This is a genomic window from Micromonospora sp. 4G55 (assembly GCF_016803375.1).
The window spans coordinates 1-12,580 of sequence record NZ_JAEVHN010000133.1; the positions used below are offsets into that span (position 1 = coordinate 1).

Sequence of the window (12,580 nt, forward strand, 5' to 3'; positions counted from 1 at the left end):
GTCGGGGTGGCCGTGGTGGTGCTCGGTGGCGCCCGCGCCGGCCGCCGCCCCGCACCGGCCCCGGTCCCCCGCCGACGCCGCGCCACCCCCCCGGCTGACCGGTCGACGCTTCGCAGGAGAACGCCGATTCCGCCGCCACGACCGCCGCTCGCGCGTGAGAGTGCGGAGGGGGTGATGGCGATGGCGGGGCGACCGGGCGACGAGGACGAGGCCGACAGCGGCAGCGTCGTCACCCCGTCGGCCGAGTTCCCGCCGCTCGCCCCGGAGGAACTGGGCACCCTGCGCCGGATCGGTGACCGCTGGCGCACCGACCACCCCGGCGAGCTGCCGATCGACCCGGCCCTCGGCCGGCACGGGGGGCGTCCCACCCCGACCCGCTTCGGCCGGCTCGCCCCCGATCGCCATGTTCCGCCGGGAGCAGCCGGACGAACTGGTCGCCACCGAACCGGCCAACCTGCCCGGCACCCGGTTCGGCCGGGCGCTGACCCGGCTGCGCCGGGCCGTTTTCGGTCCGCCGCTGTCCAGCGCCGCGGTGCTCTACGAGCGGATGCGCAAGCTGGTGGCGCTGCCGGTGCTCTCCTCCGACCTGCTCAGTTCGGTGGCGTACGGGCCGGAGGCGATGCTGGCCGTGCTGGTGCTGGCCGGCAGCGCGGCGTTGGGGCTCTCCCTGCCGCTGGCCGCCGGGCTGGTGGTGCTCATGATCGCCGTCGGCGTCTCCTACCGCCAGACCATCCACGCCTACCCGCACGGCGCGGGGTCGTACATCGTCGCGGGGGACAACCTGGGCACCGGGGCGGGGCTGACCGCCGCTGCCGGGCTGATGCTCGACTACGTGCTGACCGTGGCCGTCTCGGTGGCCGCCGGGGTGCACGCGGTCACCTCGGCGCTGCCCGGGCTGGCGCCGTTCGCCGTCCCGCTCGGGGTGCTGGTGATCGCGGTGCTGCTCGCCGCGAACCTGCGCGGGGTCCGGACCGCCGGCAACATCTTCGTGCTCCCCACGTACGCCTTCGTGGTCGCGCTGCTGGCGCTGCTGGCGGTCGGCTACCTGCGGGCGGCCGGGCGCGGCTTCACGCCGGTGCCGCCGCCGGCGGTGCCGGCGGCCGAGGGGCTCGGCCTGCTGCTGGTGCTGCGGGCCTTCGCCTCGGGCGCGGTCTCGATGACCGGCATCGAGGCGGTGTCCAACGCGGTCCCGGCGTTCCGCCCGCCCGAATGGCGCAACGCCCGCACCACGCTGGGCTGGATGGTGGCGATGCTGGTGCTGCTCTTCGCCGGGCTCACCCTGCTGTTCCACCTGGCCGGCCTGGTGCCGACGACGGGGGAGACCCTGCTCTCCCAGCTGGCCCGGCTCACCTTCCCGACCGGCCCCTGGTACGGCCTGATCCAGGCCGCCACCGCGCTGATCCTGCTGCTGGCGGCGAACACCGCCTTCAACGGCTTCCCCCGGCTGCTGTTCTTCATGGCCCGGGCCGGTCACGCGCCGCGCCGCTTCCTGCACATGGGGGACCGGCTGGCGTTCAGCGACGGCCTGGTCGCGCTCGCCGCGACCGCCGCGCTGGTCTTCATCGCCTTCGGCGGGCACACCGAGCGGCTGATCCCGCTCTACGCGGTCGGGGTGTTCCTCGCCTTCACCCTCTCCCAGGCCGGGATGGTGGTGCACTGGCGCCGCCGGCGCGGGGCCGGCTGGCGGGGCCGGCTGGCGGTCAACGCGGTCGGCGCCACGCTCTCCGGGCTGTGCTCGTCACCGCGGCGGTCGCCAAGTTCACCGAGGGCGCCTGGGTGGTGGTGATCGCCGTACCGCTGCTGGTGCTGCTCTTCCACCGGGTGCACCGGCACTACCGGAACCTGCACGCCGCGCTGGCCCTGCACCCGCCGCCGGTCGCGCCCGTCGCCGCCGGGCCCGCCGAGGGCGAGGAACTGCCCCAACAGGTACGCCACCTGGTGGTGGTCCCGATGGCCCGGCTCAACCGGGCGTCGCTGCGCGCCCTGGCGTACGCGGTGTCGCTGGGCCAGCCGACCCTGGCCGTGCACATCGCGCCGGAGGAGGCGGAGGCGGACCGGTTCCGCGAGCAGTGGCGGGCCTGGGGGGACCACGTGCGGCTGGAGACGATCGTGTCGCCGTACCGGGCGGTGATCGGGCCGCTGGCGCACTACCTGGAGGCGCTGCACGACACCGGACCGGAGCTGGTGCTGACCGTGATCGTCCCGGAGGTGGTGCTGCGCCGCAGCTGGCACCGCCCGCTGCACAGCCGGACCGAGCAGCGGCTGCGCCGGGCGTTGCGGCCGCTGCCGGGGGTGGTCGTCACCAGCGTCCCGGTGCACCTCAGCGAGTGACCGCCGCGGCCGCCCGGTGGACGGTCAGCGGTCGCGGACCTCGATCACCCGGGTCGTCGGCGCCGCGTCGCCGATCGCCGCCCGCTGGGCCAGCCGGTCCGGGTCGGCCAGGAAACCCGCCAGCCCGGCCCGCGACGCGAACCGGATCAGGTGCACCTCGGTCCGTTCGTCGGTGCTGTGCAACCGGCGTTCCAGCCGGCCGCCGTGCCGCCCGAGCAGCCCGAGCACGGCGTCCTCGTACCGGTGGCCGGCGTCGACGGCGTCGGGTGCCAGGTCGACCACCGCCACCAGGAAGAGTTCCTCGTCCGGCGCGCTCATCCGTCGAGGCCGACGGCGGTGGCGCTGGCCGTCCAGAGCCGGGCGGCGAGCTTCGGGTCGGCCGCCTTGCGCAGCGGCCGGCGCAGCTTCCGGTCGGCGTAGTAGGCGCCGTCGACCAGCCGGGACGGGTCCTGGTTGGCCAGCCAGACCAGGGTCTCCGCGCCCCGCTCCGGGCTGCGGAACGGCAGCAGCCGCATGCCGAGGGCGACCAGCCGGCTGTCCGCCCCGAACCGGGTCCGCACCACCCGGGGTGGAAGCAGTACGACCGGACGTCCGGCCAGCGCCGGGCCGCCTCCGCGGTGAACAGAATGTTCGCCTGCTTGCTGGTGCCGTACGCCCGGATCGGCCGGTACGGGCGCAGCGTGGCGTTCAGGTCGGCCGGGTCGAGCGCCCCGCTGCGGTGCGCGCCGGAGGCCGTCACCACCATCCGGCCGATCCGGTCGGCCAGCAGGTTGCTCAGCAGGAACGGGGCCAGGTGGTTGGCCTGCATGGAGAGCTCGAAGCCGTCCACGGTGGTGAGCGGTTCCAGCACGATCGCCCCGGCGTTGTTGGCCAGCACGTCGATCCGGTCGTACGCAGCCCGCAGCCGCTCCGCGAGCCCGCGTACGTCGTCGAGCACCGCGAAGTCGGCGCGGAACAGCTCGGGGCGCTCACCGCAGGCCTCGCGTACCCGGTCGCCGGCGGCCTGGAGACGGGCCGGATCCCGCCCGACCAGCACGACCTGGTCGCCCCGGCGGGCCAGGGCCGTCGCGGCGGCCAGGCCGATGCCGGAGCTGGCCCCGGTCACCACCACGGTCCGACGCCCAGTGAGATCTTCCACAGGTCCATTCACCCCGGTCACGGCACGAGGTTACCGTGGCGTCACAACGCCCTTTGGGATCGTTAAGTTCTCGTTCTCGTCATCCAGGTGGCGTCGGCGTGCCCGCCGGACGCTGGAAGGAGCGCATCCTATGGCCGCAGTCGGTCGCCCCCGCCGGTCCTGCCTCGCCGTGCCGGGTTCCAGCGTCAAGATGCTCGGCAAGGCCCAGGGCCTCCCCGCCGACCAGGTCTTCCTCGACCTGGAGGACGCGGTCGCCCCGCTGGCCAAGCCGGACGCCCGCAAGAACATCGTCGCGGCGCTCAACGAGGGCGACTGGGCCGGCAAGACCCGGGTGGTCCGGGTCAACGACCTGACCACCCCGTGGACCTACCGGGACGTCATCGAGGTGGTCGAGGGCGCCGGCGCGAACCTCGACTGCATCATGCTGCCGAAGGTGCAGAACGCCGCCCAGGTGCAGTGGCTGGACCTGACGCTGACCCAGATCGAGAAGACCCTGGGCCTGGAGGTCGGCCGGATCGGCATCGAGGCGCAGATCGAGAACGCCGCCGGCCTGGTCAACGTCGACGCCATCGCCGCCGCCTCGCCCCGGGTCGAGACCATCATCTTCGGCCCGGCCGACTTCATGGCCTCGATCAACATGAAGTCGCTGGTGGTCGGCGCGCTGATCCCGGACTACCCGGGCGACCCCTACCACTACATCCTGATGCGGATCCTGATGGCCGCCCGGATGCACGACAAGCAGGCCATCGACGGCCCGTTCCTGCAGATCCGCGACGTCGACGCGTTCCGCGAGGTGGCCAAGCGCTCCGCGGCGCTGGGCTTCGACGGCAAGTGGGTGCTGCACCCCGGCCAGATCGACGCCGCCAACGAGGTCTACCAGCCGGCCCAGGCCGACTACGACCACGCCGAGCTGATCCTCGACGCGTACGAGCACTACACCTCGGAGGCCGGCGGCAAGCTCGGCGCGGTGATGCTCGGCGACGAGATGATCGACGAGGCGTCCCGCAAGATGGCCCTGGTGATCGCCGCCAAGGGACGCGCCGCCGGGATGACCCGCACCTCCAGCTTCACCCCGCCCTCCGAGTGAACCGGTCGGGCCGCCCCGGGCGACCGGGGCGGCCCGGCGGTCAGGAGTTGCTGGAGGCGTCCATCACCGCGAGCACGATGACCACGACGTAGAACGCGAGCAGCAGCATCAGCAGGCCGGTCAGGATCCAGCCGACGATGATGGCCGCCTTGGCCATGCCCTCGCCGCCCTCACCGGTCTGGCGGATCTGCTTCATGGCGACGTGGCCGAGGATCGCGCCGACCGGCGCGGTGACGCAGGACGCGAAGCCGACCAGCGAGAGCACCAGCGCGGCGATCGCCATGCCGTTGGTCTTCGCCACCGGCTGGCCGTACCCCGGGTACGCGGCCGCCGGGTAGCCGGCCATCGCGTACGGGTCGACCGGGCCGGCCTGGGCCGGAACGGCGCCGGCGTACGGGTCGGCCGGGGCGTACGGGTCCTTCCCGGTCGGCTGGGCGGGAATGGGCTGGCCACTGACGGGCAGGGTCGGATCGGCCGACGGGTCGTGCCAGCCGCCGGGCGGTGGGGGATAGGTCATCAGGTCTCTCCGTCGCGTGTGGGTGCGCCGTCAGGGTAGTCATGACCGGACAAACCCGAGGTCCCCGTGGTGCCGCGTTGCCCGGGACGTCTCGAGCGGGCAGGATCTCGGCATGGCTATCGACGCGCGTGGTGCCGACCGTTCCGGCAGCCGATCGAGGCGGGACGTGAGCCGCCCCGGCCTGGCCCGGCGCACCCGCGCCGTCGCCACCGCCGGGCCGGACGACCAGGACGAGCCGGTGCCGGTGGCCGAGCCGATCACCATGCGGCTGGACGGGCGGGTCGCCCTGGTCACCGGCGCGGGCAGCCCCGACGGCATCGGGTACGCGACCGCCCGCCGGCTGTCCGACCTGGGCGCCCGGGTGGCGATCGTCTCCACCACCCGGCGGATCCACGAACGGGCCGGCGAGCTGGGCGTCACCGGCTTCGTCGCCGACCTCACCGACGAGTCCGAGGTCGGCGCGCTCGCCGACGCGGTGGCCGAGCAACTCGGCGACGTCGAGGTGCTGGTCAACAACGCGGGCCTGGCCAGCCGGGCCAGCCCCGAGGTGCTGCGTCCGGTGGCCCAGCTCAGCTACGACGAGTGGCGGGGCGAGATCGACCGGAACCTGACCACCGCGTTCCTGTGCAGCCGCGCCTTCATCGGTGGGATGGCCGAACGCGGCTGGGGGCGGATCGTGAACCTGGCGGCGACCGCCGGGCCGGTGAACGCGCTGCCCACCGAGGCGGCGTACGCGGCGGCCAAGGCCGGCGTGGTCGGGCTGACCCGCGCCCTGGCGATGGAGATGATCGCCGACGGGGTGACCGTGAACTCGGTGGCCCCGGGCACCATCTACACGGCGGCCTCGACGGTGGCCGAGATCAAGCAGGGGATGGGCACCCCGGTCGGGCGCCCCGGCACCCCCGACGAGGTGGCCGCGGCCATCGCCTTCCTCTGCTCGCCGGCCGCCTCGTACATCACCGGCCAGATGCTGGTGGTGGACGGCGGCAACAGCGTCCGCGAGGCGCAGTTCCGCTGACCCCCGCCCGGGTCAGTTGTAGGCGCCGCCGCCGTCGGAGTTGGCCCAGATGGCGAGGCCGATCCAGCCGCAGCAGAGGAGCAGGCCGATCGCGGTGAAGACGTAGCTGAGGATCAGTCCCCAGGTGGCGAGCTGGTCACCGTCCTCGCCGGTCCGCCGGATCTGCCGCTTCGCCAGGTGGCCGAGGACGATCCCGGCCGGGGCGAAGACGAAGGCGAAGACCAGCGACAGGATCGCCATGGTGTTCGGTCCGCCGCCGCCTCCCGGCGGCGGGCCGTACTGGCCGTACGGTCCCTGCGGCGGGTACGCCGGCTGCTGCGCCCACTGCTGGTGCTCCTGCGGCTGACCCCACTGCGGCTGCTCGGGCTGCTGCCCCCACTGCGGCTGCTCGAGGCTGTTGCCCCCACTGCGGCCTGGTTCGGCTGCTGGCCCCACTGCTGCTGCTCGGGCTGCTGGCCCCACTGCTGTTGTTCCGGTTGCTGGCCCCACTGGGGCAGCCCGGAGGGCTGGCCCGGCTGCTCGTACGGCGACGGCGGCTGCTCCGGCTCACCGGGTGGTGGATGACTCACGTCCGTTCGCCTCCTCCGCCGCAGGTCACAGCGCCTCTCTCTTGCGGACGCTACCCGCAGCGGTGAACCTTTTCACAGCGGTTGTGTGGACTGGTCACCTTGGCCTCGACCGTCCCGGGGCCGATACTGACCGAGCGTTCAGTTACCCATGAGTAATGCGCCGATCCCCCGGAGGCTGAGATGGCCAGACTCGCCCAGACGCCCGGCCTGACCGACGTGCAGCGGTCGATCCTGGAAACCGTCCGGGAGTTCGCCGACAAGGAGATCATCCCGCACGCGCAGCGGCTGGAGCACGCCGACGAGTACCCGACCGACATCCTCGACGGGATGCGGGAGATGGGCCTGTTCGGTCTGACCATCGACGAGGAGTACGGCGGCCTGGGCGAGTCCCTGCTGACCTACGCCCTGGTGGTCGAGCAGCTGTCGCGGGGCTGGATGTCGATCTCCGGCATCGTCAACACCCACTTCATCGTGGCGTACCTGATCTCCCAGCACGGCTCCGCCGAGCAGAAGGCCCGGCTGCTGCCGAAGATGGCCACCGGCGAGGTGCGCGGCGCGTTCTCGATGTCCGAGCCGGAGACCGGCTCCGACGTATCGGCGATCAAGTCGAAGGCCGTCCGCGACGGCGACAACTACGTCCTCAACGGCCAGAAGATGTGGCTGACCAACGGGGCGTACTCGTCGGTGGTGGCCACCCTGGTCAAGACCGACACCGGCGCGGAGTCGGTCTACGGCAACATGAGCACCTTCCTGCTGGAGAAGGAGCCCGGCTTCGGCGAGACCGCGCCCGGCCTGACCATCCCCGGCAAGATCGACAAGATGGGCTACAAGGGCGTCGAGACCACCGAGATGGTGCTCGACGGCGTCACCGTCCCCGCGTCCGCCGTCCTCGGCGGCGCGGACAAGGTCGGCCGCGGCTTCTACCAGATGATGGACGGCATCGAGGTCGGCCGGGTCAACGTGGCCGCCCGCGCCTGCGGCATCTCCATCCGCGCTTTCGAGCTGGCCGTCCAGTACGCCCAGCAGCGCCGCACCTTCGGCCAGCCGCTGGCGAAGCACCAGGCCATCGCCTTCAAGCTCGCCGAGATGGGCACCAAGATCGAGGCCGCCCACGCGCTCATGGTCAACGCCGCCCGGCTCAAGGACGCCGGCCAGCGCAACGACGTCGAGGCCGGCATGGCCAAGCTGCTCGCCTCGGAGTACTGCGCCGAGGTCGTCCAGGAGGCGTTCCGCATCCACGGCGGCTACGGCTACTCCAAGGAGTACGAGATCGAGCGGCTGATGCGGGAGGCGCCCTTCCTGCTCATCGGCGAGGGCACCTCGGAGATCCAGAAGACCATCATCTCCCGGGGCCTGCTCAAGGAGTACAAGCTCTGACCGGTGCGCCGGTCACCGACCGGCCGGCTCGGCAGCCGGCTCCGGCGCGGTGACCGGCCCGCCCGCCAGCACGTACGGGCGCGACCGGTACTCCTCGATCGCGGCCGCCAGCCGCTGCTCGGGCACCGCGGTGTCCCGACCACCGACCACCGGCGCCGGTTCCAGCGACGCCCGCCGGACGAGTCGCAGCCGTACCCCGTTCAGCCGGCCGTCCCGCTTGTGCAGGCTGACCCGGTCGATGTTGGACCAGTCGTAGGACCGGCTGCCGTAGCGGACCCCGCCAGCGGTCAGCGCCAACCGGCCGGTGAACCGCGCCTCCCGGTAGGCGGTCCAGCCGACGGCCGCCGCCGCGCCGAGGGCCAGCAGGGTCCGCACGATCCGGCCCCACTCCCGGTCCGCCGGAAAGTACGAGGTGATCACCACCGCCGTCCAGGTCACCAGGCTCAAGTCCGCCAGCAGATCCGTCCAGCCGGCCAGCGACCGGCGGCCCACCAGCCCCGGCTCGACCGCGTCCCGGCCGGCCACCCGGGCGGTCCAGGCCAGCCGGCCGTTCCGCCGCGGCCACCAGCGCCGTCCCAGCTGGTGCACGCCGAGCAGCAGCCAGGCGACGAGGGCGAAGTCGTCGGAGGTGGTGGACCGGGACAGCGCCAGCAGCGGCGCGGCCACCGCCACCGCGACCACCGCGGCGACGACCAGGGAGAGCAGCCGACGCGACCAGAGCCCGTCCCGGGCCAGGCGCAGGCGGGGCGTCCGCAGCAGAGGCATGGGCGCAGGGTACGGCTCGGCCGCCAGCAGTCCGGACTGTCGGACTCGGCCAGCGCTCGGAGCCGGGGACGCCGACCTCAATCTGATCTCGGGCCGGACGGGCCGGCCGACCGAAACCGGCCGCTCAGCCCAGCCGGGTCAGCCCGGCGGCGGCGCGCTCCACGATCAGGCAGCGGTCCTCGACGTAGTCCATGCCCGCCTCCTCGGCGATCCGCCGCGCCTGCGCCGAGACGATGCCCAGTTGCAGCCACACCGCCGGCGCGCCGATCGCCGCGGCGTCCCGGACCACCTGCACGGCGTCGGCCGCCGGCCGGAACACGTCCACCAGGTCGACCGGGTGCGGGATGTCGGCCAGCGACGCGTACGCCCGCTCGCCGAAGAGTTCGTCGACCGTCGGGTTGACCGGGATGATCCGCCAGCCGTACCGCTGCATCTGCAACGGCACGCTGTGGGCGGCCTTACGGGGGTCGCGGGACGCGCCCACGACGGCGATCACGGCCGAGTCGGCGAGGATCTGCTGAGCGGTACGCACCCGCCGACTCTAACCGCCGGTCAGCCCCCGCCGCCGAGCGCACGACGCAACCGGTCGTACCCCTCACGCGTCCCGATCGCGGCGCGTTCCTCGGGAGCCGCCAGGTAGTGACGGATGGTGGCGGCGAGCAGTTGAGGTGCCACGTCCACATCGCGGAGCGACAGCACGTGCCGACCCCGCCCCCACCCGCGGCCGTGGCGGATCAGCCCCGGCCGGGTGACCGGCAGCGAGATCGCCCACGTCGCCCGCGGCGATCCGATGAGTCCGGTGGGGTCCATGGCAGCCCACGGTACGAACCACTGGCGCTCCAAGCGGCGGTGGGTGATCCCGTCGGGGGTCAGCTCCACGCCGGGCGCCCGCTGCCAGAAGGTGACGGCGAACCCGACCGTGAACAGCGCGAAAAGGGCGGCGAGCGCCACCAGGAAGGAGTCGCCGTCCGCCCGAGCCCAGCTGTCCACCGCCTGGTACGCCCAGAAGCCGACCATCACCGGCGCGAAGATGGCGTCCTCCCGGGGCGCGGCGTACAACACTCGCTCCCGCTCGTCGATCCGCAGGCCGGCGGCGCTGGGCGGCCGGCGGAGCGACCCCACGGCAGACCACAGGAAATAGCCCAGAGGCAGCAGGGCCAGCAGGGTCAGCGGGCCGCCCACGACACGTAGCCCCTCGGCTGCGACGCCTGTCAGCAGCCCGAAGGTGATCGCCACCACGATCAGGATCCGTTGGCGGCGCAACGCTGCGTCGATCATCTCCCGCACGTGCCGCACAGTAGGCCGGTCTGGCTACAAGAGCGAGAGTTGTTCGGCGGCGGGTGGGGTCGGAGGCGTCGGCAGCCGCCGGTTGTCGCCCCGCTCGCCCCGGTGCAGCCCGTGCCGGCGGGCCGCGATCCGCACCCGCGCGGTCAACTCCCGCTGGTACGCCTGCGGCGCGTACGCGCCCGCCCGGTACAGCTCGCGGTAGCGCGGCACCAGGTGCGGGAAATCCCGGGCCAGCCAGTGCGCGTACCACTCGCGGGCACCGGGGCGCAGGTGCAGCGCCAGCGGCGTCACGCTGGCCGCCCCGGCCGCCGCCACCGCCCCCACCGTCGCGTCGATCGACTCGTCGGTGTCGCTGAGCCCGGGCAGGATCGGCGCCATCAGCACGCCCACCTCGAAGCCCGCGTCGGTGAGCGCGCGTACGGCGTCGAGTCGCCGGCGCGGGCTCGGGGTGCCCGGCTCGACCGCCCGCCACAGCGCCTCGTCGACGAACCCCACCGAGTACGAGACGCCGACCCGGGTCACCTCGGCGGCCTGGCGCAGCAGCGGCAGGTCCCGCAGGATCAGCGTGCCCTTGGTCAGGATGGAGAACGGGTTGGCGAAGTCGCGCAGCGCCTCGATGATCGGCGGCATCAACCGGTACCGCCCCTCGGCCCGCTGGTAGCAGTCCACGTTGGTGCCCATCGCGATGTGCGCGCCGCGCCAGCGCGGGGCGGCCAGCTCCCGCCGGACCAGCTCACCGGCGTTGACCTTGACGATCACCTTGCTATCGAAGTCCGCACCCGCGTCGAGGTCCAGGTAGGTGTGGGTGTTGCGGGCGAAGCAGTTGTGACTCACCACGCCGTTGGCGATGAAGTCGCCGGTGCCGGTGGTGATGTCCCAGAGTGGAAGCTCCAACCCGAGTGCCTCGATGCTGGTCACCCGGAGCCGGGCCTGACACTTCAGCGCGGCCCCCTCGATCGACCGCTTGCGCGTGATGGCGGGATTGGTCAGGTGGAAGAAGCGAAGCCGCTCCGGCAGACCGCCGGTCAGGCGTAGTTGTCTGACGCGATTGGGTCGCCCCGGATCCTCGAGCACGGCCGTGAAGCCGAACCGGCTCAGGCCCGCCGCCGTCTGGTCGAGGATCGCGTCGTCGCCGTTGGTGATCCTCAGCGCGCCCCGGCTGCAGCTTCCCTCCGCGTCGAAGATGCCGGCGAGGAAGCCGAGCCGCCAGTCGTCGGTTGGGTCCGCAGGCCACCGGATCAGTTCGCTGATCATCTCGACGTGCCGCTGCTTCGACGTGCGGATGGCGGCCATCGCCTGCCGGTTGTGCGTGGCGGTGGAGAAAGAAAAGCGATGTGTCTCAACACCGGCCTCGCTGAGATAGCGCTCCGTCCTTCGCAGTGCTTCGTCGTCGATCAGCGCCAACCGGAACTGGTGCACGGTTCCGTAGGGATAGGTGTGGGTGCCGAGATGAGCGTCTCCCCGCACCATGCCGCAGAGGTAGCCGCGGCGGTAGTCGGCGGACTCCTTGGGGCCGGTCGCGAAGCGGCCGGTGCCAATCAGGCGGTTGTTGGTGGTCAGGTAGGCGCGCTGCCCGCGGCCGTTCATCGCTCCGGTGACGTACTTCCAACCCCGCTCCGACAGGAAGCGGTGGTCACCGCTGGCGATCAGTGAGGTGCCGTCCTCAAGGGTGACGCGGTAGGCGGGCTTCGTCGTCGACCACTTGTCGAGAACGGTTGTCACGACGTAACGGCGGTAAGCCCCCTGTTGCGCGGTGCCGTAGATCCGGTCGCCCGGCTCCAACTCGCTGATCGGCTTTGTGCGTCCGTCCGCCATCAGCACGGGAGTGTCACCCGAGACGCAGTACACACATGCATGGCTGCATCCCCGGTACGGGTTGATCGTCCATTCGAACGGGACGCGGGACGCTCCCGGCACCTTGTTGATGATCGATTTGGCCTGCACCTCGTAGAAGGTCATCCCGGCGAAGCCGGGGGTGTCGAAGGTGCGGGCGATCGCGCCGGGCAGCGCCAGCGGCAGGGGTGGAGTCGCTGGCGCTGACCCGTCGGGATGCCCCTCGTCCGGGGGAGCGGAGAGGTTCTCCCAGCGCATGACACTCATTCGAACATGTGTACGAGGAGAGTGCAAGTGACCCGCCGGACACCGGCTCCCGCCCGCCGGGCGGCGGGTGGAGGATGGAGCCATGGAGAGGTCGACCTTCGTCTACGACGGGGACTGCGCGTTCTGCACCCGGTGCGCCGAGTTCATCGAGCGGCGCATCCCGACCGGTGCCCGGGTGGTGCCGTGGCAGTTCGCCGACCTCGACGCCCTCGGGCTGACCGAGGCCGAGTGCGAGGAGGCGGTGCAGTGGGTCGGCGCCGACGGCTCCCGCGCCGCCGGTCCCGACGCCATCGCCCGGCTGCTCAGCGACAGCGGTCCGCTCTGGCGGGTGGCCGGCGCGGGGCTGCGCATCCCGCCCGTCCGCCTTGCCGCCTGGCCCGCGTACCGCTGG

13 protein-coding genes and 1 pseudogene are annotated in these 12,580 nt (G+C 72.7%); 6 read left to right on the forward strand and 8 right to left on the reverse strand.

All coding sequences use genetic code 11. The features are described from left to right. The first annotated feature begins 403 nt into the window (after window positions 1-403). On the forward strand, window positions 404-1,786 hold the full coding sequence (locus JNW89_RS13835; protein WP_238449244.1) for an APC family permease: 1,383 nt from the start codon (window positions 404-406) through the stop codon (window positions 1,784-1,786). Further along, the gene (locus tag JNW89_RS13840) at window positions 1,732-2,331 is read left to right on the forward strand and encodes a hypothetical protein (RefSeq protein WP_238449245.1); all 600 of its coding nucleotides are present in this window, start codon (window positions 1,732-1,734) and stop codon (window positions 2,329-2,331) included. Before JNW89_RS13835 ends, JNW89_RS13840 begins: the two co-directional genes overlap by 55 nt. A 24-nt stretch (window positions 2,332-2,355) precedes the next feature. Here the strand turns inward: JNW89_RS13840 and JNW89_RS13845 are convergent, their stop codons facing one another. After that, window positions 2,356-2,649: a hypothetical protein gene (locus JNW89_RS13845; RefSeq protein WP_238449246.1), complete on the reverse strand. Its 294-nt coding sequence runs from the start codon at window positions 2,647-2,649 to the stop codon at window positions 2,356-2,358. Continuing rightward, window positions 2,646-3,469: pseudogene (locus JNW89_RS13850) on the reverse strand (SDR family NAD(P)-dependent oxidoreductase). Before JNW89_RS13850 ends, JNW89_RS13845 begins: the two are co-directional and overlap by 4 nt. Window positions 3,470-3,599: 130 nt before the next feature. On the opposite strand from JNW89_RS13850, the gene JNW89_RS13855 reads away from it, so the two are divergent. After that, window positions 3,600-4,556 (forward strand): CoA ester lyase, encoded by a 957-nt coding sequence (locus tag JNW89_RS13855; protein ID WP_088964118.1) that lies wholly within the window; start codon window positions 3,600-3,602, stop codon window positions 4,554-4,556. A 40-nt stretch (window positions 4,557-4,596) separates the two neighbouring features. Here the strand turns inward: JNW89_RS13855 and JNW89_RS13860 are convergent, their stop codons facing one another. Beyond that, a complete protein-coding gene (locus JNW89_RS13860) occupies window positions 4,597-5,073 on the reverse strand; it encodes a DUF4190 domain-containing protein (RefSeq protein WP_238449247.1) in 477 nt (158 codons plus the stop codon). Between the two features lie 112 nt (window positions 5,074-5,185). Between JNW89_RS13860 and JNW89_RS13865 the strand changes: the two genes are divergently transcribed. Next, window positions 5,186-6,091, forward strand: a complete 906-nt coding sequence (locus JNW89_RS13865; RefSeq protein WP_238449248.1) for an SDR family NAD(P)-dependent oxidoreductase — start codon at window positions 5,186-5,188, stop codon at window positions 6,089-6,091. 12 nt (window positions 6,092-6,103) lie between these two features. Here JNW89_RS13865 and JNW89_RS38085 read toward each other — a convergent pair whose 3' ends face one another. After that, complete coding sequence (locus tag JNW89_RS38085; protein ID WP_238449249.1) at window positions 6,104-6,526, reverse strand: DUF4190 domain-containing protein; 423 nt, start codon at window positions 6,524-6,526, stop codon at window positions 6,104-6,106. A gap of 314 nt (window positions 6,527-6,840) precedes the next feature. On the opposite strand from JNW89_RS38085, the gene JNW89_RS13875 reads away from it, so the two are divergent. Then, the gene (locus JNW89_RS13875) at window positions 6,841-8,037 is read left to right on the forward strand and encodes an acyl-CoA dehydrogenase family protein (RefSeq protein ID WP_088964115.1); all 1,197 of its coding nucleotides are present in this window, start codon (window positions 6,841-6,843) and stop codon (window positions 8,035-8,037) included. Window positions 8,038-8,049: 12 nt separating this feature from the next. On the opposite strand, the gene JNW89_RS13880 is transcribed toward JNW89_RS13875, so the two are convergent. The 4 genes from JNW89_RS13880 to JNW89_RS13895 form a co-directional block, all read right to left on the reverse strand. After that, window positions 8,050-8,802: a hypothetical protein gene (locus JNW89_RS13880; protein ID WP_238449250.1), complete on the reverse strand. Its 753-nt coding sequence runs from the start codon at window positions 8,800-8,802 to the stop codon at window positions 8,050-8,052. Window positions 8,803-8,926: 124 nt separating this feature from the next. After that, window positions 8,927-9,334: a CoA-binding protein gene (locus tag JNW89_RS13885; RefSeq protein ID WP_088964111.1), complete on the reverse strand. Its 408-nt coding sequence runs from the start codon at window positions 9,332-9,334 to the stop codon at window positions 8,927-8,929. A gap of 20 nt (window positions 9,335-9,354) precedes the next feature. Then, window positions 9,355-10,089, reverse strand: coding sequence for a hypothetical protein (locus JNW89_RS13890; protein ID WP_238449251.1), 735 nt, complete (start codon window positions 10,087-10,089; stop codon window positions 9,355-9,357). Window positions 10,090-10,113: 24 nt separating this feature from the next. Then, window positions 10,114-12,273, reverse strand: a complete 2,160-nt coding sequence (locus JNW89_RS13895) for an intein-containing Rv2578c family radical SAM protein (protein WP_306344861.1) — start codon at window positions 12,271-12,273, stop codon at window positions 10,114-10,116. Here JNW89_RS13895 and JNW89_RS13900 point away from each other — a divergent pair. After that, window positions 12,272-12,580 (forward strand): thiol-disulfide oxidoreductase DCC family protein (locus JNW89_RS13900; RefSeq protein WP_238449252.1); only part of this gene is annotated, 309 nt, incomplete at its 3' end. The two genes, JNW89_RS13895 and JNW89_RS13900, sit on opposite strands and share 2 nt — an antisense overlap.